Annotated in this window: 24 protein-coding genes; 12 read left to right on the forward strand and 12 right to left on the reverse strand. The window is 71.9% G+C overall.

The annotated features are described in order from the left end of the window. Positions 1 to 345: 345 nt before the first annotated feature. The 4 genes from ACWDGI_RS38480 to ACWDGI_RS38495 are packed head-to-tail and all read left to right on the forward strand — an operon-like array spanning position 346 to position 3,154. On the forward strand, positions 346 to 1,041 hold the full coding sequence (locus ACWDGI_RS38480) for a response regulator transcription factor (protein ID WP_450767289.1): 696 nt from the start codon (positions 346 to 348) through the stop codon (positions 1,039 to 1,041). Then, entirely contained in the window at positions 1,038 to 2,504 is a 1,467-nt protein-coding gene (locus ACWDGI_RS38485; protein WP_450767291.1) for a sensor histidine kinase, read from the forward strand. The genes ACWDGI_RS38480 and ACWDGI_RS38485 overlap by 4 nt, the downstream gene beginning before the upstream one ends. A 51-nt stretch (positions 2,505 to 2,555) precedes the next feature. Then, a complete protein-coding gene (locus ACWDGI_RS38490; protein WP_450767293.1) occupies positions 2,556 to 2,957 on the forward strand; it encodes a hypothetical protein in 402 nt (133 codons plus the stop codon). After that, complete coding sequence (locus ACWDGI_RS38495; RefSeq protein WP_450767295.1) at positions 2,957 to 3,154, forward strand: hypothetical protein; 198 nt, start codon at positions 2,957 to 2,959, stop codon at positions 3,152 to 3,154. Before ACWDGI_RS38490 ends, ACWDGI_RS38495 begins: the two co-directional genes overlap by 1 nt. Positions 3,155 to 3,185: 31 nt before the next feature. Here the strand turns inward: ACWDGI_RS38495 and ACWDGI_RS38500 are convergent, their stop codons facing one another. Genes ACWDGI_RS38500 through ACWDGI_RS38510 form a run of 3 tightly spaced genes read right to left on the reverse strand, consistent with a single transcriptional unit; the run spans position 3,186 to position 5,368 of the window. Next, a complete protein-coding gene (locus tag ACWDGI_RS38500; RefSeq protein ID WP_450767297.1) occupies positions 3,186 to 3,773 on the reverse strand; it encodes a cob(I)yrinic acid a,c-diamide adenosyltransferase in 588 nt (195 codons plus the stop codon). Between the two features lie 13 nt (positions 3,774 to 3,786). Beyond that, positions 3,787 to 4,551 (reverse strand): ABC transporter permease, encoded by a 765-nt coding sequence (locus ACWDGI_RS38505; protein WP_450767299.1) that lies wholly within the window; start codon positions 4,549 to 4,551, stop codon positions 3,787 to 3,789. A 31-nt stretch (positions 4,552 to 4,582) separates the two neighbouring features. Beyond that, the gene (locus tag ACWDGI_RS38510) at positions 4,583 to 5,368 is read right to left on the reverse strand and encodes an ABC transporter ATP-binding protein (protein ID WP_450767301.1); all 786 of its coding nucleotides are present in this window, start codon (positions 5,366 to 5,368) and stop codon (positions 4,583 to 4,585) included. An 80-nt stretch (positions 5,369 to 5,448) separates the two neighbouring features. Between ACWDGI_RS38510 and ACWDGI_RS38515 the strand changes: the two genes are divergently transcribed. The 4 genes from ACWDGI_RS38515 to ACWDGI_RS38530 all read left to right on the forward strand — a co-directional run bounded on the left by ACWDGI_RS38515 (position 5,449) and on the right by ACWDGI_RS38530 (position 10,467). Next, positions 5,449 to 6,090 carry a TetR/AcrR family transcriptional regulator gene (locus ACWDGI_RS38515; protein ID WP_450767303.1) on the forward strand — a complete coding sequence of 214 codons (642 nt, stop codon included), beginning with the start codon at positions 5,449 to 5,451 and terminating at the stop codon, positions 6,088 to 6,090. A gap of 149 nt (positions 6,091 to 6,239) precedes the next feature. Continuing rightward, entirely contained in the window at positions 6,240 to 7,088 is an 849-nt protein-coding gene (locus ACWDGI_RS38520; RefSeq protein ID WP_450767305.1) for a 3-hydroxyacyl-CoA dehydrogenase family protein, read from the forward strand. A gap of 208 nt (positions 7,089 to 7,296) precedes the next feature. Then, on the forward strand, positions 7,297 to 7,620 hold the full coding sequence (locus ACWDGI_RS38525) for an STAS domain-containing protein (protein WP_186284954.1): 324 nt from the start codon (positions 7,297 to 7,299) through the stop codon (positions 7,618 to 7,620). Positions 7,621 to 7,950: 330 nt separating this feature from the next. After that, positions 7,951 to 10,467: an ATP-binding protein gene (locus ACWDGI_RS38530; protein WP_450767307.1), complete on the forward strand. Its 2,517-nt coding sequence runs from the start codon at positions 7,951 to 7,953 to the stop codon at positions 10,465 to 10,467. Positions 10,468 to 10,540: 73 nt separating this feature from the next. On the opposite strand, the gene nucS is transcribed toward ACWDGI_RS38530, so the two are convergent. Next, positions 10,541 to 11,212, reverse strand: coding sequence for an endonuclease NucS (gene nucS, locus ACWDGI_RS38535; RefSeq protein ID WP_450767309.1), 672 nt, complete (start codon positions 11,210 to 11,212; stop codon positions 10,541 to 10,543). 329 nt (positions 11,213 to 11,541) lie between these two features. On the opposite strand from nucS, the gene ACWDGI_RS38540 reads away from it, so the two are divergent. Continuing rightward, entirely contained in the window at positions 11,542 to 11,934 is a 393-nt protein-coding gene (locus ACWDGI_RS38540) for an SCO5389 family protein (RefSeq protein WP_351710524.1), read from the forward strand. Positions 11,935 to 12,040: 106 nt separating this feature from the next. On the opposite strand, the gene ACWDGI_RS38545 is transcribed toward ACWDGI_RS38540, so the two are convergent. Continuing rightward, entirely contained in the window at positions 12,041 to 13,069 is a 1,029-nt protein-coding gene (locus ACWDGI_RS38545) for an LLM class flavin-dependent oxidoreductase (RefSeq protein ID WP_450767311.1), read from the reverse strand. A 223-nt stretch (positions 13,070 to 13,292) separates the two neighbouring features. Here ACWDGI_RS38545 and ACWDGI_RS38550 point away from each other — a divergent pair, with 223 nt between their 5' ends. Then, complete coding sequence (locus ACWDGI_RS38550) at positions 13,293 to 13,646, forward strand: ATP/GTP-binding protein (protein WP_450767313.1); 354 nt, start codon at positions 13,293 to 13,295, stop codon at positions 13,644 to 13,646. A gap of 45 nt (positions 13,647 to 13,691) precedes the next feature. Here the strand turns inward: ACWDGI_RS38550 and ACWDGI_RS38555 are convergent, their stop codons facing one another. From ACWDGI_RS38555 to mce, 7 genes are all read right to left on the reverse strand, one after another. Further along, positions 13,692 to 14,573 carry an ABC transporter permease gene (locus ACWDGI_RS38555; RefSeq protein WP_450767315.1) on the reverse strand — a complete coding sequence of 294 codons (882 nt, stop codon included), beginning with the start codon at positions 14,571 to 14,573 and terminating at the stop codon, positions 13,692 to 13,694. Further along, a complete protein-coding gene (locus ACWDGI_RS38560; RefSeq protein WP_450767317.1) occupies positions 14,570 to 15,823 on the reverse strand; it encodes an ABC transporter ATP-binding protein in 1,254 nt (417 codons plus the stop codon). Before ACWDGI_RS38560 ends, ACWDGI_RS38555 begins: the two co-directional genes overlap by 4 nt. Positions 15,824 to 15,943: 120 nt before the next feature. Then, a complete protein-coding gene (locus ACWDGI_RS38565; protein ID WP_450767319.1) occupies positions 15,944 to 16,720 on the reverse strand; it encodes an ABC transporter permease in 777 nt (258 codons plus the stop codon). Beyond that, entirely contained in the window at positions 16,720 to 17,676 is a 957-nt protein-coding gene (locus ACWDGI_RS38570) for an ABC transporter ATP-binding protein (RefSeq protein WP_450767321.1), read from the reverse strand. The genes ACWDGI_RS38565 and ACWDGI_RS38570 overlap by 1 nt, the downstream gene beginning before the upstream one ends. Before the next feature lie 275 nt (positions 17,677 to 17,951). Next, a complete protein-coding gene (locus tag ACWDGI_RS38575) occupies positions 17,952 to 18,887 on the reverse strand; it encodes a coiled-coil domain-containing protein (protein WP_360477452.1) in 936 nt (311 codons plus the stop codon). A 195-nt stretch (positions 18,888 to 19,082) separates the two neighbouring features. After that, complete coding sequence (gene scy, locus ACWDGI_RS38580) at positions 19,083 to 22,931, reverse strand: polarized growth protein Scy (RefSeq protein ID WP_450767323.1); 3,849 nt, start codon at positions 22,929 to 22,931, stop codon at positions 19,083 to 19,085. A gap of 222 nt (positions 22,932 to 23,153) precedes the next feature. Continuing rightward, positions 23,154 to 23,594, reverse strand: a complete 441-nt coding sequence (mce, locus tag ACWDGI_RS38585; protein ID WP_450767325.1) for a methylmalonyl-CoA epimerase — start codon at positions 23,592 to 23,594, stop codon at positions 23,154 to 23,156. 149 nt (positions 23,595 to 23,743) lie between these two features. Here mce and ACWDGI_RS38590 point away from each other — a divergent pair, with 149 nt between their 5' ends. Together ACWDGI_RS38590 and meaB are read left to right on the forward strand one after the other, a co-directional pair. Beyond that, on the forward strand, positions 23,744 to 24,949 hold the full coding sequence (locus ACWDGI_RS38590; RefSeq protein WP_450767326.1) for an acetyl-CoA C-acetyltransferase: 1,206 nt from the start codon (positions 23,744 to 23,746) through the stop codon (positions 24,947 to 24,949). A gap of 59 nt (positions 24,950 to 25,008) precedes the next feature. Continuing rightward, positions 25,009 to 25,965 (forward strand): methylmalonyl Co-A mutase-associated GTPase MeaB, encoded by a 957-nt coding sequence (gene meaB / locus ACWDGI_RS38595; protein WP_450767328.1) that lies wholly within the window; start codon positions 25,009 to 25,011, stop codon positions 25,963 to 25,965. The last annotated feature ends 220 nt before the right edge of the window (positions 25,966 to 26,185 follow it).

A 26,185-nucleotide genomic window follows, 5' to 3' on the forward strand; every position in this document is an offset into this window, starting at 1 on the left:
TGCGCCTCCTATGGGGAGTTGGGGGGCGCGACTGAGCCTTCGCACCCACAGTGCCGCGAGAATAGAAAGGTCTGGACCACCGGTCAATAGGTCTGGACCACTATCCGGAAGCGGTGCCGGACGCCCAACTCCTCTGCCGGTGGGGCCGCTTGCCCCGGCTGCGTGGCTCCGGGCCGCCCGGCGGCCGACTGACGTGCGTCTTCGCCGTGGCCTCGGCCGGCTCCGGCCGGCCCGCGACACCGGCGCCGGACGGCCTGCCGTACCCGAGGCGGATCGACGGATCCCGCGGCCGGCCGCCCGAACGGGGACCGTACGCTGGCCGGGCATCAAGTGAGGGAGGCGGCCATGAGCGAGGCGGACACGCCGGGGGCCGTGCTGGTCGTGGACGACGACGCGGCCATCCGGCGCTCCCTGGAGCGCGGGCTGCGGCTGAGCGGCTTCGTGGTGCGGACGGCGGAGAGCGGACCGCAGGCCCTGGCCGCCGTCCGGGACGCCCCGCCGGACGTGCTTGTCCTCGATGTCTCCATGCCCGGCATGAGCGGCATCGAGGTCTGCGAACGGCTCCGTGACGACGGTCAGGACCTCCCCATTCTCATGCTCTCCGCGCTGGACGAGACCGCCGACCGGATAGCCGGACTCCAGGCGGGCGGCGACGACTACCTGGTCAAGCCGTTCGCGCTGCAGGAACTGGTGCTGCGGCTGCGCGCGCTGCTGCGCCGCCGGCCGCCCGCCGGGCGGGAGGTGCTGCGGGTGGCCGGGCTGGTGATCGACCCGGCGGCCCGCACCGCCGCGCGGGACGAACGGCCCCTGGACCTGACCCGCCGCGAGTTCGAACTCCTCGAGGTGCTCGCCCGCAACGCCGGGCTGGTCCTCACCCGGGACCAGCTCCTGGACCGGGTGTGGGGCTACGACTTCGACGTGCGCACCGACACCGTCGACACGTTCGTCAGCTATCTGCGCCGCAAGCTGGAGGCGGACGGGCGGCCCAGGCTGGTGCACACCGTACGCGGCGTGGGTTTCGTGCTGAGGGAGGAGGCGTGAGGCTCTCCACCCGCATCGGGCTCGCCGTCGGGGTGACCGTGCCGCTGCTGGTGCTGGCCTCCGGCTGGCTGCTGCTCCAGCTGGTCGGCCACGACCTGCACAGCGCCGAGGACGACCACCTCCGGGCCCGCGCCACCGCCGTGGCCCAGGACGCCCGCGCCCTGCTGCGGGCCAGCGCGGGCGGCCGGCCCAAGGCGGCCGACACCAGGGAACGACAGCTGTTCAGCGCGGCCCTGGACGTCGGCGTACGGGTCGTCGCCCCGGACGGCACTTTCAGCGGCGGCCCCCAGCCGGACGCCTCGGTCCGGCTGCCGGCACGGGCGGCCCGCACCCCGGTCACCGTCCGGGACGGCTCCACCAGCTGGCGTGCCCTGTCACGGCCGATCACCACCGCCCGCGGCTCGGGCACCCTGTGGGTCTTCGCGCCCGACGCCGCCGACCAGGCCCAACTCCGTCTCGTCCGGCGCCGCGTGCTCGCCACCACCCTGCTCGCCGCCCCCCTCTCCGGCCTGCTCGCCTGGGGCATCGCCACCGGCGCCACCGGCCCCCTGCGCCGCCTCGGCCGCCGTGCCGCCGGCCTCGACCCGCGCACCAGCGCCACCCGGCTGCACCACGAACCGACCGGCGTCACCGAGGTCGACGAACTGGCCGCCACCCTCCAGAAGGCCCTCGCCCGCTACGACGAACAGGCCGCCCGCACCGCCGAAGCCCTGGACACCGCCCGCTCCTTCTCCTCGGCCGCCGCCCACGAGCTGCGCACCCCGCTCATGAGCATGGGCACCAACCTCGACATCCTCGTCGCGCATCCCGACCTCCCCGAGCCGGAACGCGCCGAGGTCCTCACCGACCTGCGTCACGAGCACGCCCGGCTGCTCGGTCTGCTGGTGATGCTGCGCGAGCTGGGGCGCGGCGACCTGGTGGAGGCGGAAGCGCTCCGGACCGTAGACCTCTCCGAGGTCGCCGACGCGGCGGTGGCCGAGGCCCGGCGGCGCACCCCGGACGCCCTGATCACCGTCGACGCGGCCCCCGGGCTCACGGTCCACGGCTGGGAACCGGGCCTGCGGCTGCTGCTCGACAACCTGCTGGCCAACGCGCTGGCCCACGGCCGGGACGCGGACGGCCGGGCATGCGTGGCGGTCGGGCTGCGGGGCGCGGGCGAGCAGGTCGTGATCACCGTCGACGACCACGGACCCGGCGTGCCGCCCGGGGAGCGGGGCCGCGTCTTCGAACGGTTCCGGCGCGGGCCGGGCAGCACCGGCTCGGGGCTCGGCCTGACCCTGGTGGCCCAGCAGACGGCACTGCACCAGGGCGAGGTCACGGTCACCGGCGGTCCGGACGGCGCCGGCGCCCGCTTCCAGGTGCGCATGCCCCGGGCCGGCGGCGAGCTGCCCGCCCACCGGGACTGGCTGATCGGCACAGCCGGGGCAAACCGGTCACAGAGTTTCCCCAAAGACGGTCCCTAGCGTCCGTCGCGTCGGGCGGACCACGGGACCGCCCGGGGAACGGAGGCAGAGATGTATGTACGACGAAGGCGGCGCACCCTCCTCGTGGGGCTGGCCGCGGCGGCGCTGATGACGACCGGCACCGGCGTGGCGACGGCCGACAGCACGCCGGCCCCGGCGGCGACGCCGACCGGTGACGGCGCACAGGCGCTGTGCAAGCGGGCGCCGAAGATCGACCGGCGCATCGACCGCGCGCTGCAGCGGCTGAACGCCGGGGCGGACCGGCGCGGTTCGATCGCCCGGTTGCAGCAGCGGGTGGACAACGCGAAGGCGGCGGGGCACAGCGAGGTCGCCACCTATCTGCAGGACCGGCTGACCTTCCGCAAGTCCCTCGTCCCCACCCTCCGGCAGCGGCAGAGCGATCTGGCCGACGTCCGGACGTGGTGCCGGAACAACGACGCGGGCGCGAGCTGATGCGCACGAGGCTCGCGGCCGCCGCGGTCGCCCTCCTCGCGGGGCTCTGCGTCGGCTGCGCCCACGACGGCGGTACGGCGCAGCACGCCCCCGCGACCCCCTCCGGCTACCCGGAGATGCAGCAGAAGGTGGCCGCGGCCGAGTCCGCGGTCGGGCAGGCGGACAAGGACGCGGCCCAGGACGACACCGGCCGCTGAGAAGCGGGGGAGGGGCGGGGACCGCCCGGACTCAGCGCTCCCCGCCCGGCACCCACAGCACGTCCCCGACGTCCTTGTTGGCCGTGCGGGCGAGAATGAACAGCAGGTCCGACAGCCGGTTCAGGTAGGTCGCGGTCAGCGGGTTCATGCCGCCGTCCTTGCCCTCGGCGCCGTGCACCTCCAGTGCGGCCCACGTCGACCGCTCGGCCCGCCGCACGACCGTGCAGGCCTGGTGGAGCAGGGCCGCGCCGGGGGTGCCGCCGGGCAGGATGAACGAACGGAGCTTCTCCAGCCGCTCGTTGAAGCGGTCGCAGTCCGCCTCCAGCTTGTCGATGTAGAACTGCTCGACCCGCAGCGGCGGGAACTGCGGGTTGGCCACGACCGGCGTCGACAGGTCCGCGCCCACGTCGAACAGGTCGTTCTGCACCCGGGTGAGCACCTTGACGACCTCCTCGTCCAGCCCGCCCAGCGCGATGGCCGTGCCGATCGCCGCGTTCGCCTCGTTGGCGTCCGCGTACGCCGAGATCCGCAGATCGGTCTTGGCGACCCGGCTCATGTCCCCGAGAGCGGTGCTGCCCTGGTCGCCGGTCCTGGTGTAGATGCGTGTCAGATTGACCATGCGACCAGCGTAGTTACGCTCCGGCCGTCCGGAACGCCCGTGTGCCCACCGTCACGGCGAATGTCGTGAAGGCGACGGCGACCAGTACGCCGGACAGCATGTGGCCGGTCGTGTAGGCACCGGCGTACGCGTCGCGCATCGCGTCCACCAGGTAGCGGAACGGAACGAGGTGCGAGAGGACGTCCAGCCAGGCGGGGCCCAGCGAGATCGGCAGCATCAGGCCGGAGAGCAGCATCGACGGCATGGTCACCGCGTTGATCATCGGGCCGAACTCCTGCGGGGTGCTCACCCGCATCGCCGCCGCGTACGACAGCGAGCCCAGTGCGACCGTGAGCAGTGCGACGAAGCCGAAGCCGATGAGCACGCCCGGCAGCGGGGCGCGCAGCCCCAGCGGCATCGCGGCCAGGACCAGCAGCACCGCCTGGAAGACGATCACCGTGGCGTCCCGCAGCACCCGGCCGAGCAGCAGGGCCGGCCGGCTGACCGGCGTCACCCGCATCCGCTCCACGACCCCCTGCGCCTTCTCGACGATGACCCCGAAGCCGGCGAAGGCGGCACCGAACAGGCCGAGTTGGAGCAGCAGTCCGGGGACGAGCACCTGCCAGGAGCTGCTCCGGCCGCCCAGCGGCAGCCGGGTCAGCAGCGGACCGAAGAACAGCAGGTACAGCAGGGGCATCAGCAGGCCGAAGAGCAGTGCGAGCGGCGAGCGCAGGGACTGACGCAGGCAGCGGCCGTAGACCAGCGCGGTGTCGCGGACGAAGGTCATCGGGGTCCTCATCAGGGTCCTCATCGGGGTCCTCATCGGGCTCCTATACGGCGACGGGGGCGGGGTCGGCCGGGGCGGGGCCGCGGCCGGTGACGGCGAGGAAGGTGTCCTGGAGGGAGGCGTCGGGCGAGCCGCCGTGGCGGAGCCTGAGGGCGGCCGGGGTGCCCTCGGCCGCGACCTCGCCGCGGTCGACGATCACCAGCCGGTCGGCCAGGGCGTCCGCCTCGTCCAGGTAGTGGGTGGTGAGGAAGACCGTCGTGCCGTGCTCGTCGCGCAGCCGCCGGACCAGGTCCCACAGACCGGCGCGGCCGCCCGGGTCCAGGCCGGTGGTCGGCTCGTCGAGGAACAGCACGCGCGGGCGGTGCGTCAGCGCCAGCGCGATGTCCAGGCGGCGCCGCTGACCACCGGACAGCGTGGCGATCCGGCGGTCGAGGAGGTCCGTGATCCCCAGGTCGTGCGCCAACTCCTCGGCGCGAACCATCGCCTGGGCCCTCGTCAGCCGGTACAGGCGGCCCTGGGTGACCAGTTCGTCCCGGGCGGCGAGCTGTCCGTCGACTCCGCTCGACTGGGCGACGTAACCGCAGGCGGCGCGCACGCCCGCCGGGTCGGAGGCCAGATCACGGCCCGCCACGGTGGCGCTGCCGCCGGTCGGGGCGAGCAGGGTGGTGAGCATGCGCAGGGTGGTGGTCTTCCCGGCGCCGTTCGGCCCGAGGAAGCCGAGGATCTCACCCTCGTGGACGGTGAGGTCGATGCCGCGGACCGCCTCTACGGGGCCGCGTTTCGTCTGGAAGGTGCGGGCCAGTCCGGCCGCGCTGATGACCGCTGTCATGGCGTCCAGAAAAACAGAGACTCTTAAAGTTTGCAATGACCCCAAGATTTAAGGCTGCCCAGAACGACTAGGATCCGGACATGGCAGAGGGGCTCAGGGAGCGGAAGAAGCGGCAGACCCGGCAGTACATCTCGGACATGGCCACCGGGCTGTTCCTCGAACGCGGCTTCGACGCGGTGACCGTCGCGGAGATCGCGGAAGCCGCCGACGTCTCCGTGAACACCGTCTACAACTACTTCCCGGCCAAGGAGGACCTGTTCCTCGACCGGGCCGCCGCGACGGTGGACCGGCTCTCGCGCTGGGTGCGCGGCCGGGACCCGCAGGAGTCCGCCGCCCGGGCCGTGCTGCGTGAGCTGCGTCGCGAGGTCGAGGCGGTGTCGCCGGGCATCGGCCTGGTCGCGGGCTACGACCGCTTCATGCGCGTGCTGCACGACGCGCCCGCCCTGCGCTCCCGGCTGTGGGGCATGCAGCAGCAGATCCGGGAGCGCCTGGAGCAGACCCTGCGCGAGGAGATCGGCGCCCCCGCCGCCGACCCGCTGCCGGCCCTGATCGCGGGTCAGATCGACTGGGCCCATCAGGCCGTCATGGCGGCCATCGGCCGGGCGATGCTCGAAAAGCGTGATCCGCGTGAAGTGTCCAGAGAAGTCCTGGTCCTCCTGGACGACATCGAGGAGCTGTTGAGCGAGAAGGTGCTCAACTACGCGGTACGTGGCCGGGAATGAACCGTGCCGCAGGGCACGGCTGACGAGACGTGACGGTTGTCTCACGCCCTGAGACCGTGACACGCATTACTTACCGGGTTTCCCGGCCCCTCACGAGCGCTAGGGTCCCGCCCAAGAGGCATACCTCAACAGCGTGTAAGGGGAGCGGAGTGGCACGGAAGCTTGCCGTCATCGGTGCCGGCCTGATGGGTTCCGGCATCGCCCAGGTCGCCGCGCAGGGCGGCTGGGACGTGGTCCTGCGGGACGTCACCGACGAGGCGCTGGACCGTGCCGTGGGAGGCATCCAAACCTCGTACGACAAGTTCGTGAGCAAGGGGAAGCTGGAGGCGCACGACGCCGACGCCGCCCTGGCCCGCATCACCACGACCACCGACCTGGACGCGGTCGCCGACGCCGACATCGTCGTCGAGGCCGTCTTCGAGAAGCTGGAGGTCAAGCACGAGATCTTCCGTGCGCTCGACAAGATCGTGCGCCCGGACGCCGTGCTCGCCTCCAACACCTCCGCCATCCCGATCACCAAGATCGCGGCGGCCACCGAGCACCCCGAGCGGGTCGTCGGTGTCCACTTCTTCTCGCCGGTGCCGATGATGCAGCTCGTCGAACTGGTCCGGGGCTACAAGACCAGCGACGAAACCCTCGCCACCGCGCGGGAGTTCGCCGAGTCCACCGGCAAGACCTGCATCGTCGTCAACCGGGACGTCGCCGGCTTCGTGACGACCCGGCTGATCTCGGCGCTCGTCGTCGAGGCCACCAAGCTGTACGAGTCGGGCGTCGCCACCGCCGAGGACATCGACCTGGCCTGCAAGCTGGGCTTCGGCCACGCCATGGGCCCGCTGGCCACGGCGGACCTCACCGGCGTCGACATCCTGCTGCACGCCACCGGCAACATCTACACCGAGTCGCAGGACGAGAAGTTCGCCCCGCCGGAGCTGATGCGCCGGATGGTTGACGCCGGTGACATCGGGCGCAAGAGCGGGCAGGGCTTCTACACGTACTGAAACATCAGTGCGTCATCAGCCCGGCACCCGTGCCCAGAGCCTCTGAACCGCCTCCGAAAACGCACAGGTCCCGAGAGTTTCACTCTCGGGGGTGAATTCGGTATCGGTTCGCTTACAGATGGCAACCTCTGACCGTCGAACGCAGTCAGAGGTTGCATCACCGGACATCACTTTCACGGAGTAGGACACGCACTCTCGGGGAGCGCATATGCACATCAGGGGCGACCACGCCGAGCTGGTCGTCGGGGGCCGCCTCGACGTGCGCAGCGCGGCGGACGCCCGTACGGTCCTGCACTCGGCCGTCGACGACGGAGTCGGCGATCTGGTGCTGGACCTGTCCGAGCTGGACTCCTGGGACGCCACCGGACTCGGGGTGATCATGGGGGCCCACCGGCGGGCCGGCCGCTGCGGCCGCCGTCTGGTGCTGCGCGGCGTACCGCCGCAGATGCAGCGCCTGCTGGTGGCCACCAGGCTGCACCGGATCCTGGCGATCGAGGGGGGTATCGGGGTGGAGTCGCTGCCCCGGGTCTGACCTCGGGGCCGGGGTGTCACGCCTGCCCCGGGTGTGCGACGGGTGTGCGGCGGCGAACGGGTGGGACACGGTGTGGACCGGGCGACGGGGGAGACCCGGACGGACCGCGCACAAGCCCATGTCGTGCGCAATCCTCACGAGACTGTGATGTCTTGGACGGCGCGGTACCCCGGACTGTCGTAGATACTGTGCGAAGGTTTAGGGTTCGGTCGCCCGCTGCCTAGTCACCCTTCGAGCGCGGGCCCGGACCAGAAGCGACAGCGCAGTGTGCAACAGGCCGGGAGGGGCCCGCATTCACGGCACACCACGCTTTTGGGGGGCTAGGAACCTATGGACCCGATCAACCCGGGACCCGAGGCGTACGGCCACGACGGCGACGGCAGCACGCCGCGCCAGCGCCCGCCGAGGGAATCCCTCACCAACGACTTCGGCCAGAGCGCGCCGGCGCTCGTCCGCACGGCACGGCTGGTCTCCGGCGACTTCCTGCTGACCGTGAACCCGGTCGACGGCAGCGAGATAGAACCCTGCCCGCCGACCGAGCGCCCCGCCAGACCGGAGAAGCGCACCGCCGCCGAGCGCGCCGAGTACGAGCGCGCCGCCCGGCCGCCGGTGCCGCCCGGCCCCGCCCGGCCCGAGCTGCCGCTCCTGGAGCGCCAGGACGACCGCGAGCGTCTGGTACGACTCCTCGCGCGCGGCCGCTCCGTCCGGCTCACCGGCCCCTCGGGCTCCGGCCGTACCGCGCTCCTGGACCTGGTCGCCGACGACTGCTCGGACCTCGCCCCCGACGGCGTGGTCCGCCTCAGCGGCTTCCACCGCACGCCCGCGGACCTGCTCCACGACCTCTTCTGCGCCGTCTACAAGGCGCCCGCGCACCGGCCCGGCCCCGACGAGCTCCTGGAACTGGTGGGTGAGATCGGCGCGGTCGTCGTCCTCGACGACATCGAGTTCGGCGGCTCCGGGCTCGACGAGCTGGTCGACGCCACCCCGGAGTGCGCCTTCCTCATCGCCGCCACCCCGGACGTGCCGGCGCCCACCGCGGACTCGGCGGTCGAGGAGGTCTTCCTCAGCGGCCTGGAGCGGGCCGGGGGAGTGGACATCCTGGAGCGCGCGGTCGGCCGGGTACTCAGCGAGGAGGAGGCCAACTGGGCCGGCGACCTCTGGTTCGAGTCCGAGGGCCTGCCGCTGCGATTCGTCCAGGCGGGCGCGCTGCTGCGCCAGCGAGACCAGCTGCGGGCCAGCGCGGGCGCCGTCGACGAGTTCGGCGTCTTCGCCTCCGACCTGTCCGACCTGTCCGCTCTGTCCGACCTGCCGGTCGACGCGCCCTTCGACGCCGAGACGGCCGAAGAGGTCCCGCTGCCGTCCCTCGGCGAGGCCGCCGCGCCCGCGCCGCTGCTCGCCGCCCGCCTCAGCGCCTCCGCCCGCGCCACCCTGCGCTTCGCGGTCGCCCTCGGCGGTGAGGTCCCGCACCAGGCCCATCTGCCCGCCCTGGTCGGCGACACCCATGCGGACGCCGCCCTCGGTGAACTGGCGGGCTGCGGGCTGGTCTCCCCGGTCGGCTCCCGCTACCGGCTCGCCGCGGGCGTCCTGCAGCAGCTGGAGGCCGCCGGATACGCCGACGACATCGAGACCCAGGCCCTCACCGCCGGCCAGCACTACTCCTGGTGGGCCGGCCACCCCTCCGTCACCCCCGACCGGGTGTGCGCCGAGGCGGACGCGGTCCTCGCCGCCCTGGCGGTCCTCGTCCCGGCCACCGTGCCGCCGGCCGAGGACGAGGAGTCCACCCCGGTACGACTGGCGCGCACCGCCGCGCCCGCGTTCGCGGCCGGGCTGCACTGGAGTGCGTGGGAACGCGCGCTGCGGGCCGGTGCGGAGGCCGCCCGTCTGGCCGGCGAGGTAGGTGAACAAGCCTATTTCCATCACGAGTTGGGGATACTCGCGCTCTGCGGCGACCAGCTGGACCGGGCCCGGGCGGAGCTGGAGGCCTCCATCGGGCTGCGCGGAGCGCTCTCCGACAAGCGGGGTACGACGGCCGGCCGACGCGCGCTGGCGCTGGTCGCCGACCGTTCGGGCGAGGTCATTCCCAGCCTCGCCGCGATGGCGGGCGACGAGATCCCCGACGCCCGCCACGAGGAGTCCATATCCCCGGCGGGCGGTGTCACGACGCCCTTCCCGGCCGTCCACTCCCCGATCTCGGAGACGGTGGTCACCCGCCGCGTCCCGGAGCACTCGCCGGCGGCCCGGGGCGGCAGCGGGCTGGTACGCATGGCCCGCCGCAACCTGGTGGCGGTGGGCTCGGGCGTCCTCCTCACCGCGGTCCTCGGCACGGTGGTGGGGCTCGGCATGACCTCCCACGACAACGCCGACAACCCGGCCAACAACGTGAGCGTCAACCCGTCGGCCGGCGAGGGCACGGGGGACGGCAGTCTGGACGCCGATCCCAAGCAGTCGTCGGGCACGGGCGACACGGGCACGGCGACCACCAGGCCGACGGACCCCGGCCCCGACGGCACGCTCGGCACGTCGGACGACCCGACCCCACCGTCGGACACGGTCACGCCTTCGGTCACGCCGTCGGGGACGAAGGGGTCGTCGAGCGGCAGTCCCACTCACTCGCCGTCCAAGTCGCCCAAGCCGACCCGTTCGACTTCGCATTCGCCGTCGCCGTCCCCGTCGAAGACGACCGAGTCGCCGACGCCGACGGACACCCCCTCGGAGAGCGTCTCCCCGAGCGACACCCCCAGCACGACAGACTCCGCCAGTGGCCCGACCTCCGACACCCCGAGCGTCATCACGTCCAGCGCATCGGAAGGCATCAGCCCGGGAACATCCACCGGCACGGTGATCTGAGCCACGATCGAGGGCCGGTCTCCCGCGTGGAGACCGGCCCTCAGCTGTCTTCGGCGTCAGCCGACCCCGGCGCTCAGAACAACCGCAGCTTGTCGTCCTGTACGCCCCGCAGCGCGTCGTAGTCCAGGATCGTGCAGCCGATGCCGCGGTCGGTGGCGAGGACGCGGGCCTGGGGCTTGATCTCCTGGGCCGCGAAGACGCCTCGCACGGGGGCGAGATGGGGGTCGCGGTTGAGCAGGTCCAGGTAGCGGGTGAGCTGCTCCACACCGTCGATCTCGCCCCGGCGCTTGATCTCGACGGCGACGGTCTGCCCGTCGGCGTCCCGGCACAGGATGTCCACCGGCCCGATCGCCGTCATGTACTCGCGGCGGATCAGGGTGTAGCCCTCACCGAGTGTCTCGATACGGTCGGCCAGCAGCTCCTGCAGGTGCGCTTCCACGCCATCCTTGATCAGGCCCGGGTCCACGCCCAGCTCGTGCGAGGAGTCGTGCAGGACCTCCTCCATCGTGATGATGAGCTTCTCGCCGGCCTTGTTGATGACCGTCCAGACGCCTGCCTCGTCGCCCGCCCCCTCCTTGAGGGTGCACGGCGGCGACATCCAGTTGAGGGGCTTGTAGGCCCGGTCGTCCGCGTGGATGGAGACGCTGCCGTCCGCCTTGACCAGGATCAGACGGGGGGCCGAGGGAAGGTGGGCGGTGAGCCGGCCGGCGTAGTCGACGGAGCACCGGGCGATGACGAGACGCATGGTCGGCAACGCTACTCGACGCCCCGCCCTCCACGCGATTCGCCCGCCCGCCCGCAACCCGGGCCCCGCGGGCCGCGCTGCTTGATCCGCCCTCTCGGCAGGCCCCGGCGACCGTTCCTGACGGGTCGCCTGCACACCCGTGTTCAACCCTGGCCGATTGTGTGCCTAAAGGGACCGTCGCATATACGCAATCTCCTGGTGGCGTCACCGTCCGTTGCCTACCGTAGTGAACGGGAGGTCGCTGTGTGTGTACTCAGCGTGTTCGGTATCGCGAACTCCCCATACCTGTCCGGCAACCCCTGCTGTTCGGGGGTGCGAGAGGAGAACCCATGTCGCTCGACGTCTCACCGGCCCTACTCGAACAGGCCGAGCGAGGCGAGGTCGACGAAGCAGATTTCGTCGACTGCGTCCGGACCTCCCTGCCCTACGCATGGGAGATGATCAGCTCCCTGGTGGCCCAGCTGAAGGTGGACGGCGGAGAGTTCGCCGACAACCAGACGCCCCCGCCGGACGAGCAGGCACGCGGTCAGCTGCTGCGTGCGCTCGCGAGTGACGCCATACGCGGCGCCCTGCAGCGGCACTTCGGTGTGCGGCTGGCCTTCCAGAACTGCCATCGTGTTGCGGTGTTCCCGCTGGACGTCTCGGTGGACGCGAGGCTGGCCCGCTTCACCTCGGTGCGCAGTCAGCTGCTGAACCAGTCCCCGGAGCTCCGGGACTGCTGACGCGGAGCTCCGGTACTGCTGACGCAGTGAGCCGCTTGCTTGCCGCTCCACACGCGGGAGGTGCAATAAGTCACTGGGGCGGCAAGCTCCCCGCGGAGGTGTGCGGTCACCGGAGGTGCGGCAGTACCTCGGCACCCAGCCGTCGTACGTTCTCCTCCGTGGCCGCAAGGTCCCCCGAGCCCTCGGTCAGCAGGGCGAATCGGGAGATGCCGGTCCGCTCGGAGGTCGCCGCGAGCCGGTCGGCACACAGTCGCGGGGTCCCCACCGGGTGCAGTCCGCAGAGCAGTTCGGTGTAGGCGAGCGGATCGCGCATCGAGCGGAACCGGCCGTCCACCGTCACATGGGCCTCCAGGCCCTGCTTCAGCCAGCCCGGCATCGCCTTCGTCAGCGTCTCCACGGCGTCGGTGCGGCGGTCGGCGATCTGGCAGACGCCGGCCGAGACATGGGCCGCGCCGAGGATCTCCTCGGCGGGCCGTCCGGCGGCCCGCGCGTGCTGCCGCCACAGCGCGACCATCTCGGCCTTCTCCTCGTCCCCGACATGCATTCCGAGCAGCATCGCCAACCCCCGCTCGGCGGCCAGCCGGACGCTCGCCGGCGAGGTGCACGCGACCACCACCTCCGGCCCGGGGACCTCCGTCAGCGCCTCCGACGGGCGTGGCACGACCGGGACTTCACGGAACGAGAAGCGCGGCCCGGAGGCCGACACGGCCGGTTCGCGCAGCCAGCGCATCAGCAGTTCGAGTGATTCCGGGAAGCCGCGTTCGTAGGCGTCGAGGCCGCTGCCGAACACCTCCAGATCCACCCAGGGCCCGCCCCGGCCCACGCCGAGGGTGAAGCGGCCGCCGCTCGTCACATGCAGCAGCGCGGCCTGTTCGCCGAGTGCCACCGGGTGGACCGTCGGCAGTACGCTCACCGCCGTACCGACCCGGAGACGCCTGGTGCGGCCCAGCAGTAGAGCGGCCAGCGTGACCGCGGACGGACAGGTGCCGTACGGCACGAAGTGGTGTTCGGCCAGCCAGACCGCGTCCAGACCGGCCTCCTCGGCCACCTCCGCCGTGCGCACCGCCCGGTGCAGCGCCTCCCCCTGGCCCTGGCCCGGGAACTGGGCGGCCAGCACAAAACTACCTACGCGCATCGTTTCTTCCTGCTTTCCTGGCTCCTACCCGGAGCTCCCCCACCGGGCATAACCGTCTGACACGTGCCGAGGACACGGCCTGGCGAAGAGATTTGCGGATTGTCTGGAGAATGGGTCGCCCTGGAGGGGGACTTGTCTGGGTTGGTGCCCTACGCGTACCCCCGGGCGCGCGTCGTAGGCTGGACACAGCCCGTGCTTCCTGTATAGCCCCGAGAGGTGTCCCGTGTCCCCGCGTCGCAACCGACCCCAGGGCCCGAATGGAGCCTCCTCCTCCGGACAGAGCTCCGGCCGGAGCGCCGAGGACGACCGCGCGGACCGCTACGGCGGCTGGCAGTCCAGCGAGAGCTGGCAGGGCGAGGAGTGGAGCGTGCGCCATGTGGCGGGCGCCAGCGCGCTCGGCAAGACGTACCGCTGCCCGGGCTGCGACCAGGTGATCCCCTCCGGTGTCCCGCACGTGGTGGCGTGGCCGGAGCACTCGGGCGTCGACGAGCGCCGGCACTGGCACAAGGCCTGCTGGAACGCGAAGAACCGCCGCACCACGCGGGTGCAGCGGTCCCGGAACGCGCCGAAGTTCTAGGCCGGCGGCTCTGCCGAAGCTTCTACCGGAGGCTCTGGAGGGACGTCACACGTCCCGCTTCTCCAGGAGCAGGTAGGCGCCGCCGAACGCGACGGCGGTCACGAGCAGGATGATCCACAGCGGGTCCCAGCCCGAAGGGCCTGAATCGCTGAGGGAGTTGGAGTAGAACACACTCAGCTGGTTCGGGATCGAGTACTCGAACAGGGCCGTGCGCACCTTCTCCAGCGACTGCGAGAACATGAACAGCGCGATCACCAGCGGGGCGAGCACCGCGCCGATCATGATCGTGATCGCGCCCGCCGAGTGCCGGATGATCGAGCCGATGATCAGCGAGAGCAGCCCGAGCAGCGCGATGTAGAGGCTGACGCCGACGGTGCCCTTCAGCCATTCCCCGCCGGTCGGCGTCCGGGCGACGTCGTTCAGCATCGACACCTGCGTCATGGCCACGAACGCGCTGGCCGTCAGGGTGATCACGAACGCGACCGCGAAGAAGACGATCGCCTTGGCCGCGAGCACGCGGGCGCGGGAGGGGCAGGCCACCATCGTCGTACGGATCATTCCGGTGCCGTATTCGGAGGCCGTGGTCAGCACGCCCAGCGTGATGATGCACATGCTGCCGAGCAGCAGCCCGAAGAAGCCGAGCGACAGCGCGCTCTCCCCGGACAGGTCGTCGGACGAGGCGGAACTGCTGACGACCGAGGCGGTGAGGAGGCCGATGCCGACGACGAGCAGGACGAAGACGCCGAGCGTCCAGATCGTCGAGCGCACCGAGCGGATCTTCGTCCACTCCGAGGCGATGGCGTGCCCGAGGTGGGTGCGCACCACCGGGATCGGCGAGGTGTAGCCGGGGTACGGACCGCCGGGTGCCGCCTGCCAGTCGGGCGCGGCCGGGGCTGCCTGCGGCATCGGGGGCTGGTGGGTGCTCATCGGGCGTCCTCGGGCTTGGTCAGGTCGGCGGGGGCGGAAGCGGGTGCGGGCGCGGGCGCGGGAGCCGGCTGTGACGATTCAGCGGGCACCGGAGCGGGCACCGGCCCCGGGGCGGCGTAGGGGTTGGGAGCGGCCTGAGACGCCCCGTAGGGGGCCTGCGGGGCGCCGTACGCGCCTGCGGGCGCCCCCTGCGCGCCGTAGGCCCCTGCGAACGGCTGGCCGCCCTGCTGGGGCGGCGGCGGGGCGTACCAGCCCGGCTGGCCCTGCCCGGGCACCGGCATCGGCGGCTGCGCGCCGGGCGGCAGCGGCTGCTGGAGGCCGGCCTTCTGGTCGATGCTGGACCGGTAGTCGACGGCGCCCTGCGTCATCCGCATGTACGCCTCCTCCAGGGAGGCCTGGTGCGGGGAGAGTTCCCACAGCCGTACGTCCGCCTCGTGCGCGAGGTCGCTGATCCGCGGCAGCGGCAGGCCGGTCACGCGGAGCGCCCCGTCCTGCTCGGGCATGACATGGCCGCCGGCCTCGGTCAGCGCCGAGCTGAGCTTCTCGCGCAGCTGCGGCTCGGTGTCCGGGGTGCGCACCCGCGCGAAGTCGGCGGAGTTGGCCGAAATGAAGTCCGTCACGCTCATGTCGGCGAGCAGCTGGCCCCGCCCGATGACGATGAGGTGGTCGGCGGTCAGCGCCATCTCGCTCATCAGATGGGAGGAGACGAAGACCGTACGGCCCTCGGCGGCGAGCGACTTCATCAGGTTGCGCACCCAGAGGATGCCCTCCGGGTCGAGGCCGTTGACCGGCTCGTCGAAGAGCAGCACCTGGGGGTCGCCGAGCAGCGCGGCGGCGATGCCGAGGCGCTGGCCCATGCCGAGCGAGAAGCCCTTGGAACGCCTGCCGGCCACGTCCTGGAGGCCGACCACCCCGAGCACCTCGTCGACCCGGCGGGCCGGGATGGCGGACAGCTGGGCCAGGGAGAGCAGGTGGTTGCGGGCGGACCGGCCGCCGTGCACCGCCTTGGCGTCGAGCAGCGCGCCGACCTGACGGGCGGCGTTGGGCAGCCGGCGGTAGGGGTAGCCGCCGATCGTCACCGCGCCCGCGGTCGGGTTGTCCAGACCCAGGATCATCCGCATGGTCGTCGACTTGCCCGAGCCGTTGGGCCCGAGGAAGCCGGTGACGGCGCCGGGCCGCACCTGGAAGGAAAGGTTGTAGACGGCGGTCTTGTCGCCGTAGCGCTTGGTCAGGCCGACAGCCTCGATCATGCTCCGCACCCATCGAAAGGATCAGGACAGCAGGGCAGACGCCCCCGTAAGGGTTAGGAGGATATCCGGGCGCTGACGGTTCCCATCAAGAGCTGGCAAAGCCGGTCCGTATCGGTCCGGTCACTGGGCATCCCGTTTCTTCAGCAATGCGTACCCGCCGGCGAGCACGGCGACCACCCACAGCCCCATGATCCCGAGGCCGCCCCAGGGCCCGTACGGGACGTCGTCGCCGGCCCTCGGCACCACCTGCATGATGTGGCTGCCCGCCTGGTCCGGCAGGAACCGGCCGATCTTCTTGGTGGCGTCGACGTTGCCGAGGACGTTGGAGATCAGGAAGAAGAACGGCATCAGGATGCCGAGGGACAGCATCGGCGAGCGCAGCATCGTGGCCACACCCATGGAGAACATCGCGATGAGGGCCATGTAGAGCCCGCCGCCGACGACCGCGCGCAGCACCCCGGTGTCGCCGAGGTACGCCCGGTGCGAGCCGAGCATGGCCTGGCCGAGGAAGAACGCGGCGAAGCTGGTCACCATGCCGACGACCAGCGCCAGGGCCGTCGCCACCGCGATCTTGCTGAAGAGGAAGGTGGCGCGCTGCGGCACGGCGGCCAGCGAGGTGCGGATCATGCCGGTGCTGTACTCGTTCGACACCACCAGCACCCCGAACACGATCATCGCGAGCTGTCCGAGGGTCAGCCCGGCGAAGCTGATGTTCGTCGGGTCGAAGGAGAGCCGTTCCCGGGCGGGCATGTTGCCGAACTGGCTGTTCGCCAGCGCGGAGAGCAGCATCCCGAGCGCCACGCTGACGACCAGGGCCAGCGACAGCGTCCACACGGTCGAGGAGACCGACCGGATCTTGGTCCACTCGGACCGTACGACCTGAGTGACGACCGCCATCACGCCCCCTTGTCCCAGCCGGAACCCCAGGCCTGCGGCACCGGGGCCGAGTCGGCGTGCGCGTGGTACTCCACGGACTCCGCCGTCAACTGCATGAACGCCTCTTCCAGCGAGGCCTGCTGGATGCTCAGCTCGTGCAGCACGATCCCGTGCTGCGCCGCCAGTTCCCCGACCGGCTCGGACTTCCCGCCCTCCACCTCCAGCGCCCCGGTCCCCGTCTCCACGACGGTGATCCCGGCCCCGTGCAGCACGTCGAGCAGCCGCTCGCGCTGGGGAGAGCGGATCCGGACGTACGACCGCGAGTTCGTCCGGATGAAGTCCGCCATGGAGGTGTCGGCGAGCAGCCGCCCCTGCCCGATGACGACGAGGTGATCGGCGGTCAGCGCCATCTCGCTCATCAGGTGCGAGGAGACGAACACGGTCCGGCCCTGGGCGGCCAGCGACTTCATCAGAGTCCGGATCCAGTGGATCCCTTCCGGGTCGAGTCCGTTCACCGGCTCGTCGAACATCAGGATCCGCGGATCCCCGAGCAGCGCGCCGGCGATCCCGAGCCGCTGCCCCATGCCCAGCGAGAACCCCTTGGCCTTCTTCCGTGCCACCGCCGTGAGCCCGACCATGTCAAGGACCTCGGCCACCCTGCTCTTCGCGATCCCGTTGCTCTGCGCGAGGCACAGCAGATGGTTGAAGGCACTGCGCCCGCCATGCACGGCCTTGGCGTCGAGCAGCGCCCCCATGTACGTCAGCGGGTCCTTGAGCTGCTCGTACCGCCTGCCGTCGATCCGCACCCGGCCGGCCGTGGGGTGGTCGAGCCCGAGGATCATCCGCATGGTGGTGGACTTCCCGGCGCCGTTGGGCCCGAGGAAGCCGGTCACGATGCCGGGCCGTACGGCGAAGGTGAGGTCGTCGACGGCGGTCTTGTCGCCGTAGCGCTTGGTCAGGCCCTCCAGCTCGATCATGCGGCCACGCTATGACCGGCCTCCTGGGGCTGCCACCGGAGCGGGAGCGCCGTCGTCGGGTGCGGCGCCGTGGGGGCCGGTCGCGCGGTTCCCCGCGCCCCTTCCAGGGGCGTCAGGCGCGGCGCCCCTTCAGGGGCGCGGGGAACTGCGCGAGCAACCCCGCACGACCCGCGCTGACGGAGCGAAGACCGGCCGCCCCGGAGACAACCCACCCGCGCCCCACGACGAAGGCCCGCACCCCCGAAGGGAATGCGGGCCTTTGTTGTCGCTAACGATCACCGGGACTGCTGGGCCGGAACCCCACGGGAGATCGGCTCGTCCTCCGCCGGAGAGCTCGCGGCGGCGACCGCCGCACCCGTCAGCGTGGCCAGCATCTCGCGGACGTTGGTCAGCTGGGCGTTGATGCTGTCGCGGCGGTTGGTCAGCGCGGCCAGCTCACGCTCGGATTCCGAGCGGATCCGGTCGGCCTTGGCGTTCGCGTCCGCGACGATGTCCTCGGCCTGACGCTGAGCCGTCTCGACGGTCTGACGCGCCCGGCGCTCGGCGTCGGTGCGCAGCTTCTCCGCCTCGAGGCGCAGCTGCTCCGCGCGGTGCTCGATCTCGGCGAGGCGCTTCTCGGCCTTCTGCTGGCGGGAGGCCAGGTCACGCTCGGACTGCTCACGCCGCTTGGCGAGGTTCGTCTCGAAGTCGGCGGCGGCCTGCGCGGCCTTCGCACGGGTCTCCTCGAAGAGCGCGTCCGCTTCCTCACGCTTGGACTGCGCGTCCTTCTGGGCCTCGGAACGCAGCTGCGACGCGTCGCTCTTGGCCTTCTCGACGATCCGGACGCCCTCGTCCTCGGCCTTCGCCTTGCGCTCCGCAGCGAACGATTCTGCGTCGTTGCGCACCTGCTGGGCCGCCGACTCGGCGAGCTCACGGTGCTGCTCGGCCGCCCGGCGGGCCTCCTCGCGCAGGTCCTTCGCCTCCTCCTCGGCGAGGCGAAGGATCTTCTCGACACGCGCGCCGAGGCCGGCGTACGACGGCTCCGCGTCGCTTACCTGAGCCTGGGCGTTCTGCGTCTCGAGGTGGAGCTCCTCGATGCGCTTTTCCAGAGCGGTGATGCGGGCGAGAGCGCTGTCACGGTCGGAGACGAGCTTGGAGATGCGTTCGTCCACCTGAGCGCGGTCGTACCCACGCCGCACAAGCTCGAAGCCGTAGGGGGAAGTGTCGCTCATGGGGTTCCTGTCGAGTGAGACCGGTGAGGTGATAGGTGGAATCCTAGGGGCCGAAGCGGTGTGTCATCGAGCGGATACGTGTTTGATCTGGAGAATGACACCCCTTTTGGGTGGCTAGCTGTGAGATCGCTTGCCAAAGCCTCTGTCAAAGGTTCGGTCAAATGCCCCAGAAGACTACAGAACCGGCACTGTTCTTTAACCTTCTGACGACTTGCCACCCGATCGAGGGGCGCCCACCGTGCTGCCCGCCTTGACTCCGCCGTCCTTGTTGGACGCCGGGGTCTCGAAGGATTCCAACGCCTCCAGGACGTCCTGGACACGGGAGATCTCGCCGTTGATGTTCTCGCGGCGGCGCTCCAGGATCTCCAGTTCGCGCTTGCCGGCGTCGACCGTGGCACGGGCCTCGCGGATCGCCTCGGCCTTGAGCTCCTCGGCCTCCCGGACCAGCGTGGCCTTCTTCTGCTCGGCCTCCTTGAGCAGCCCCTCGGCCTTCTTGACGGCGGCGATCCGGACCTTGCCCGCCTCGGAGTTGGCCTCCGAGACCAGGTCCTTGGCCTTGGCCTGGGCCTTGGCGAGCTGCTCCTCGGCGGCCTTGATGAGCGCGTCACAGCGGTCGCCGGTGGACTTCATGGTCTCGGCGGCCTCGCGGCGGGCGCGCTCGTGCAGGTCCTCGATCTCGCTGGTGATGCGGTCGCGCAGCTCCTCCGCCCGCTCCCTTATGGCGGTGGCGTCCCGGCGGGCGCCGACGAGCAGCTCGTCCGCGTCCGTGCGGGCCTTCTCCACCAGCGAGTTGCCCTCGACCGTGGCCTCGGACACCAGCCGGTCGGCCTCCTTGCGGGACGCGCCCACCATGCTGTCGGCCTGCGCCTCGGCGTCCGCGGTGGTCTGGTGGGCCTGCTGCTGCGCCTCGGTGAGCAGCTTGTCGGCCTCGGCGGTCGTCTCGTTGATGAGGGTGTCGACCTGCTCGGCCACGTCCTGACGCCGTTTGTTGGCTTCCCTGCGGGCGTCGTCGAGGGTGCGGTCGGCCTCCTCGCGGGCGGCGTTGACCATGCGCTCGGCCTCCGCCTCCGCGTCCGCCTTGAGCCGCTCGGCGTCGCTGCGGGTCCGCTCGGCGTGCAGCTGCGCGGACCCGACCGTCTCGGCGGCCTCGGCCCGCAGCCGCTCCGCGTCCCCGGAGGCGTCCGCGATCAGCTTCTCCGCCTTGGCGATGGCGTCCGCGCGGACGCGGTCGGCCTCGGTGATGGTCTCGTTCTGCAGCCGCTCGGCCTCGTTGCGTGCCTCGGTGATGAGGGTGTCCGCCTGGGTCGCCGCGTCCGAGCGCAGGCGGTTGGCGTCCTCACGGGCCTCGGCACGGGTGCGCGTGGCGTCCTGCTCGGCCTGCGCGGTGGTGTCGGAGGCCTCGGTGCGCACCTGCTGGGCGTGCGCCGCCGCCTCCGAACGCAGCCGCTCCGACTCCGTCATGGCGTCGGCCACGGTCCGCTCGGCCAGCGCCTTCGCCGCCTCGGACGCCTCGGCGGCCTCCCGGCGGATCCGGGTCGCGTCCTCGCTGGCCCGCTCCCGTTCGGCGTAGGCGTCCGCGCGGACCCGGTCCGACTCCTCCTCGGCCTCCCGGCGCGTGCGGTCCGCGACATGCTCGGCGGCCGAACGCAGCCCGGCGATCTCCTCCTGCGCCTGCTCGTGAAGCCCGGAGACCGAGTCCCGTACCTGCTGGGCGTGGAGCTCGGCGGCCGACACCATCTCGGTGGCCCGCCGGTCCGCCTCCTCGACCAGCCGTACGGCTTCGGCCTGCGCCTCCTCGACCCGGTTGCGCGCCTGGGCCAGCAGGTCCTCGCTCTGCTCGCGGGCCCGCTCGCGCTCCTGGTCGGCCTCCTGGCGGGCGGAACCGAGCAGCTCCTCGGCCTCCCGGCGCCGCCGGGTTGCCTCCTCCTGGGCCGCGGCCAGGGTCTCGGACGCCTCGGTGGACAGCCGCTCGGCCGCCGCCTGCGCCTCGGCGCGGACCCGGTCGGCGGTGTCCTGGGCCTCCTGCTTGAGCCGCTCCGCCTCGGCCGCGGCCTCGGACCGCAGCCGTACGGCGATGGACTCGCCCTCCGCACGGGAGGCGGACGCGTCGGCGGCGGCCTCGTCGCGCAGCCGCTGGGCCTCGGTCTCGGCCTGCTGCTGCAGCGTGCGAATGCGCTCGGCGGCCTCGGAGCGGAGCCGGTCGGTCTCCTCGCCGGCCTCCCGGCGGATCCGGCCCGCCTCCTCACGGGCCTCGGTGAGCGACTGCTCGGCGTTCGCGAACCGCTCCTCGGCCTCGGTGTGCAGCCGGGTCAGCTCCTCGGCGGCCTCCGCGCGCCGGGCCTCGACGCCCCGCTCGGTCTCCTCGCGCAGCTCGCGCGCGGCCCGCTCGGCGTCCTCCTTGAGAGCCTCGGACTGCTCCAGGATCTCGGTGCGGTGCCGGTCGGCCTCCTGGCGGGTGCGCTCCAGGGTCTCCTCGGCCTGCCGGCGCAGCGTGGTCGCGCGCTCGATGGCCTCGGTGCGGACCTTCTCGCTGTCCGTGGTGGCGGTCTGCCGCAGCTCGTCCGCGTCGGCCTTGGCCTTGGCGAGCAGCTCCTCGGCGGACTTGGCCCCCTCCTCGATCTGCTGTACCGCCTCGCGCCGGGCCTCGGCGCGGATCGACTCGCCCTCGGCGACCGCTTCGGAACGCAGCTGCTCGGCCTCGCCGCGCAGCCGGCGGGCCTCCTCCTGCAGCTCGACCGTCTTGGCGCGGTACTCCTTGGTGTCGTCCTTCGCCGTGCCCTTGAGCTGCTCGGCGATGTCGTGCGCCTCGGCGCGCAGCCGGTCCGCCTCGGTCTCCGCCTCGGTGCGGATCCGCTCGGCCTCCTCGGCGGCGGCCTTGGTGGTGTTCTTGGCCTCCTCGGCCGCCCTGTTCAGGACGTCCTCGGCGGTCTTGGCGGCCTTGGACAGCTGGGAGGCGCTCTCCTCGGCGGTCAGGGTGCGGGCCTTCTCGGAGGCCTCCGCGATGATCTTCTCGGCCTCGGCCTTGGCGTCCGCGACGACCTGCTCGGCGCTCGCCTTGGTGGCCTCGGCGTCCTTGGTGGCCTCGCTGACCAGCCGGGCGACCTGCTCTTTCGCCGTGCGGGTGCGCTGCTCGTTGGTGGCCTCGGCGCTGGAGAGGGCCTTCGTGGCGTTCGCCTCGGCCTCGGTGACCAGCTTCTCGGCCTCGGACTGCGCCTTGCGCAGCGCCTCCTCGGCCTCGGCCATCCGCTGCTCGGCGGCCCGGCTCAGCTCACCGGCCTGCCGGCGGGCCGTGTCCGACTCCGTCGCGGTGGAGCTGCGCAGCTGCTCCGCGTGGTCGGTGGCCTCCTGGGCCTGCGTGGACGCGGCGTTCAGCAGCCGCTCGGCGTCCCGGCGGGCGCGCAGCAGCAGCTGCTCGGCCTCCGCGCGAGCCGCCTCGGCGTCGCTGGTGACCCGCTGCCGGGCCTCGGTGGCCAGCCGCTCGGCCTCGGCGCGGGCCGCGGTCATGGCCTGCTCGGCCTCGGCCCGCGACTCGTCGAGCAGCCGCCGGGCCTGGGACTCGGTCCGGGCCCGCAGCTGCTCGGCCCACGCCACGTTCTCGTTGACGTGCGACTCGACGGTCTGCCGGCGCTCGGCCAGCTCCTGGTCCAGCTGCTGGCGGCGGGTCACCGCCTCCTGGTGCAGCTCGGCCTGGAGCCGGGCGGCCTGCTCGGCATGCTCCTGGAGGATGCGCTGGGTCTGCGCCCGGGCCTCCGCGGCCACCCGCTCCGCCTCCTGGCGGATCTGGTCGGCCTGCACCTGGGCGTTCCGCAGCAGCTGCTCGGCGTGATAGCCGATGTCACCGCCCTCGAACGCGGGCCGGGACATGATGGTGCGCCGCGCCTCGTGCAACTTGGCGCGCAGCACCTCGACCTGGTAGCCGAGGTCCTCGGCATGCTGGATCGCCTTTTCCCGCTCGGTCTTCAGCCGTTTCATCTCGGCCTCGAACCGAGAGAGGTGGTCGACGTCAGCCGCCGGCTCTCGCTCCTGGCTCTCGTAGCCCCGCACTGCGCGGTCCCATCCGTCCCCTGGTCGCAACCTTCTCCGAACGAGCTCCGTCCATCCGCCGAACGGGGCCCCCGGGGAATGGTGTCAGATCAACGGCGGAGCACGGGCTGCTGCCCCGACGCTCGTCCCCCGAAACCCGGACCCCGGCATGCGGCCGCCCCGGCCCTGCGAACGTGCGAAGGGACGACCGCCCCCAACCCTACCGGCCCATATGTACGAGGGTCAGTGCTCAGGTGACTCAACCGCCGCCGAAGTGACCAGTTCTGTCAGTACTCCGTGGCAATCCTTCGGGTGCAGGAAGGTGATCCGCGACCCCATGGAGCCGATCCGTGGCTCCTCGTACAGAACGCGTACGCCCTTGGAACGGATGTCCGCGGCGTCACCGTCCACATCCGCCGTACCGAAGGCGATGTGGTGCACCCCCTCGCCGTTCTTCGCGAGCCACTTGCCGACCGCCGAGTCCTCCCGGGTCGGTTCCAGAAGCTGCAGGTAGGAGGCGCCTCCGTCGGACGTCTCGTTGATCTTGAGCATGGCCTCCCGCACGCCCTGCTCCTCGTTGACCTCGGTGTGGAACACCTCGAAGCCGTACGTGGCCCGGTAGAACTCGACGGTCGTGTCGAGGTCGTGGCAGGCGATCCCGATGTGGTCGATTCGCGTCAGCATGGATTCAGTGCAGCGCCACCGCGGTGGTTACGCAACGTGCCAGCGATCACACTGACGGCCCGATGACGGCACGGAGTGCCACGCAATACATTCGAAGTAAACCCTCGTTCACTCCTCGGCAGTGCAGCCGGTAAGGGGATTCGCAGCTCATGACTTCTGGAACCACCGGAACCACCTCAGTGATCGTCGCGGGCGCGCGGACGCCCATGGGACGACTGCTGGGCTCGCTGAAGTCCTTCTCCGGAGCCGACCTGGGCGGCTTCGCGATCAAGGCCGCCCTCGACCGTGCGGGGATCGGCGGCGACCAGGTGCAGTACGTGATCATGGGCCAGGTGCTGCAGGCCGGCGCGGGCCAGATCCCGGCCCGCCAGGCCGCCGTGAAGGCCGGCATCCCGATGAGCGTCCCGGCGCTCACCATCAACAAGGTCTGCCTCTCCGGCCTCGACGCCATCGCCCTGGCCGACCAGCTGATCCGCGCCGGCGAGTTCGACATCGTGGTCGCGGGCGGCCAGGAGTCCATGACCAACGCCCCGCACCTGCTCCCCAAGTCCCGCGAGGGCTTCAAGTACGGCGCCATCGAGATGCTCGACGCGATGGCGTACGACGGCCTGACCGACGCCTGGGAGAACATCCCCATGGGCGAGTCGACCGAGAAGCACAACACCCGCCTCGGCCTCGGGCGCGAGGAGCAGGACGCGGTGGCCGCCCTGTCCCACCAGCGGGCCGCCGCCGCGCAGAAGAACGGCGTCTTCGAGGCCGAGATCACCCCGGTCGAGATCCCGCAGCGCAAGGGCGAGCCGGTCGTCTTCAGCAAGGACGAGGGCATCCGCGGCGACACCACGGCCGAGTCGCTGGGCCGGCTGCGCCCCGCGTTCACCCGTGACGGCACGATCACGGCCGGATCCTCCTCGCAGATCTCCGACGGCGCGGCGGCCGTGGTCGTGATGAGCAAGGCCAAGGCCGAGGAGCTGGGCCTGGAGTGGCTCGCCGAGATCGGCGCCCACGGCAACGTGGCGGGACCGGACAACTCCCTGCAGTCCCAGCCGTCCAACGCCATCAACCACGCCCTCAAGAAGGAGGGCCTGGAGGTCGGCGACCTGGACCTCATCGAGATCAACGAGGCGTTCGCCGCGGTCGCCGTGCAGTCAATGAAGGACCTCGGGGTGTCCACCGAAACGGTGAACGTCAACGGCGGTGCCATCGCCCTGGGCCACCCCATCGGCATGTCCGGCGCCCGTCTCGTCCTGCACCTCGCCCTGGAGCTCAAGCGGCGCGGCGGCGGGGTCGGCGCGGCCGCGCTGTGCGGTGGCGGCGGCCAGGGTGACGCCCTGATCGTGCGGGTACCGAAGGCCTGAGCACGCTTCTCCGAGCCGGCGGAAGCGAACGGAAGCGAACGGAAGCGAACGGAGCTGTGATGCAGGACGTCTCCTCACTGGTGGCCCAGGCCAGGGAGGGCCGACCGCGTGCGGTGGCCCGGCTCATCTCCCTGGTGGAGGGGGCGTCCCCGCAGCTCAGGGAGGTCATGGCGGCGCTCGCGCCGTTGACGGGCAACGCGTATGTCGTCGGCCTGACGGGCTCCCCGGGGGTCGGCAAGTCGACCTCCACCTCGGCCCTGGTGACCGCCTACCGCAAACAGGGCAAACGTGTCGGCGTGCTGGCCGTCGACCCGTCCTCGCCCTTCTCCGGGGGCGCCCTGCTCGGTGACCGCGTCCGCATGTCCGACCACGCCTCGGACCCCGGCGTCTACATCCGCTCGATGGCCACGCGAGGCCACCTCGGCGGCCTCGCCTGGGCCGCCCCGCAGGCCATCCGCGTCCTGGACGCCGCGGGCTGCGACGTGATCATCGTCGAGACGGTCGGCGTGGGCCAGTCGGAGGTGGAGATCGCCTCCCAGGCGGACACGTCCGTCGTCCTGCTGGCCCCGGGGATGGGCGACGGCATCCAGGCGGCCAAGGCCGGAATCCTGGAGATCGGCGACGTGTACGTGGTCAACAAGGCCGACCGGGACGGCGCGGACGCCACCGCCCGCGAACTGAACCACATGCTCGGGCTCGGCGAGTCCCGGGGCCCCGGCGACTGGCGCCCCCCGATCGTCAAGACGGTCGCGGCTCGCGCCGAGGGCATCGACGAGCTGGTGGAGGCCCTGGAGAAGCACCGCGCGTGGATGGAGGAGCGGGGCGTCCTGGCGGAACGCCGACTGGCCCGCGCCGCCCGCGAGGTCGAGACCATCGCCGTGACGGCGCTGCGCGCACGCATCGGCGACCTCCACGGGGACCGCCACATCGGCGCACTCGCGGAACGCATCGTCACCGGCGAACTGGACCCCTACCGCGCGGCCGACGAACTGGTGGCAGGCCTGACGGAGGGCTGACACCGACCGGGCCGACACCGCGGGGCTGACCGGAGGGCTGACGCCGGCCGGGCCGACATCGCGGGGCTGGCCGGAGGGCTGACGTCGGCCGGGCTGACATCGCGGGGCTGGCCGGAGGGCTGACGCCGCCGGGTCGATGCCGCGGGGCTGGCCGGAGGGCTGACGCCGCCGGGTCGATGCCGCGGGGCTGGCCGGAGGGCTGACGCCGGCCAGGCCGACA

The sequence above is a fragment of the Streptomyces sp. NPDC001220 genome, from assembly GCF_053597895.1.

Coding starts and splice junctions, on each gene's coding strand:
- ACWDGI_RS38555 (WP_450767315.1), bottom strand. CDS start 14,573: ATGAGCACCCACCAGCCCCCGATGCCGCAGGCAGCCCCGGCCGCGCCC.
- ACWDGI_RS38560 (WP_450767317.1), bottom strand. CDS start 15,823: ATGATCGAGGCTGTCGGCCTGACCAAGCGCTACGGCGACAAGACCGCC.
- nucS (WP_450767309.1), bottom strand. CDS start 11,212: ATGCGTCTCGTCATCGCCCGGTGCTCCGTCGACTACGCCGGCCGGCTC.
- ACWDGI_RS38540 (WP_351710524.1), top strand. CDS start 11,542: ATGTCGCTCGACGTCTCACCGGCCCTACTCGAACAGGCCGAGCGAGGC.
- ACWDGI_RS38545 (WP_450767311.1), bottom strand. CDS start 13,069: ATGCGCGTAGGTAGTTTTGTGCTGGCCGCCCAGTTCCCGGGCCAGGGC.
- ACWDGI_RS38575 (WP_360477452.1), bottom strand. CDS start 18,887: ATGAGCGACACTTCCCCCTACGGCTTCGAGCTTGTGCGGCGTGGGTAC.
- ACWDGI_RS38495 (WP_450767295.1), top strand. CDS start 2,957: ATGCGCACGAGGCTCGCGGCCGCCGCGGTCGCCCTCCTCGCGGGGCTC.
- ACWDGI_RS38570 (WP_450767321.1), bottom strand. CDS start 17,676: ATGATCGAGCTGGAGGGCCTGACCAAGCGCTACGGCGACAAGACCGCC.
- ACWDGI_RS38565 (WP_450767319.1), bottom strand. CDS start 16,720: ATGGCGGTCGTCACTCAGGTCGTACGGTCCGAGTGGACCAAGATCCGG.
- ACWDGI_RS38480 (WP_450767289.1), top strand. CDS start 346: ATGAGCGAGGCGGACACGCCGGGGGCCGTGCTGGTCGTGGACGACGAC.
- ACWDGI_RS38500 (WP_450767297.1), bottom strand. CDS start 3,773: ATGGTCAATCTGACACGCATCTACACCAGGACCGGCGACCAGGGCAGC.
- ACWDGI_RS38490 (WP_450767293.1), top strand. CDS start 2,556: ATGTATGTACGACGAAGGCGGCGCACCCTCCTCGTGGGGCTGGCCGCG.
- ACWDGI_RS38530 (WP_450767307.1), top strand. CDS start 7,951: ATGGACCCGATCAACCCGGGACCCGAGGCGTACGGCCACGACGGCGAC.
- ACWDGI_RS38510 (WP_450767301.1), bottom strand. CDS start 5,368: ATGACAGCGGTCATCAGCGCGGCCGGACTGGCCCGCACCTTCCAGACG.
- ACWDGI_RS38505 (WP_450767299.1), bottom strand. CDS start 4,551: ATGAGGACCCCGATGACCTTCGTCCGCGACACCGCGCTGGTCTACGGC.
- mce (WP_450767325.1), bottom strand. CDS start 23,594: ATGCTGACGCGAATCGACCACATCGGGATCGCCTGCCACGACCTCGAC.
- ACWDGI_RS38590 (WP_450767326.1), top strand. CDS start 23,744: ATGACTTCTGGAACCACCGGAACCACCTCAGTGATCGTCGCGGGCGCG.
- ACWDGI_RS38515 (WP_450767303.1), top strand. CDS start 5,449: ATGGCAGAGGGGCTCAGGGAGCGGAAGAAGCGGCAGACCCGGCAGTAC.
- ACWDGI_RS38525 (WP_186284954.1), top strand. CDS start 7,297: ATGCACATCAGGGGCGACCACGCCGAGCTGGTCGTCGGGGGCCGCCTC.
- meaB (WP_450767328.1), top strand. CDS start 25,009: ATGCAGGACGTCTCCTCACTGGTGGCCCAGGCCAGGGAGGGCCGACCG.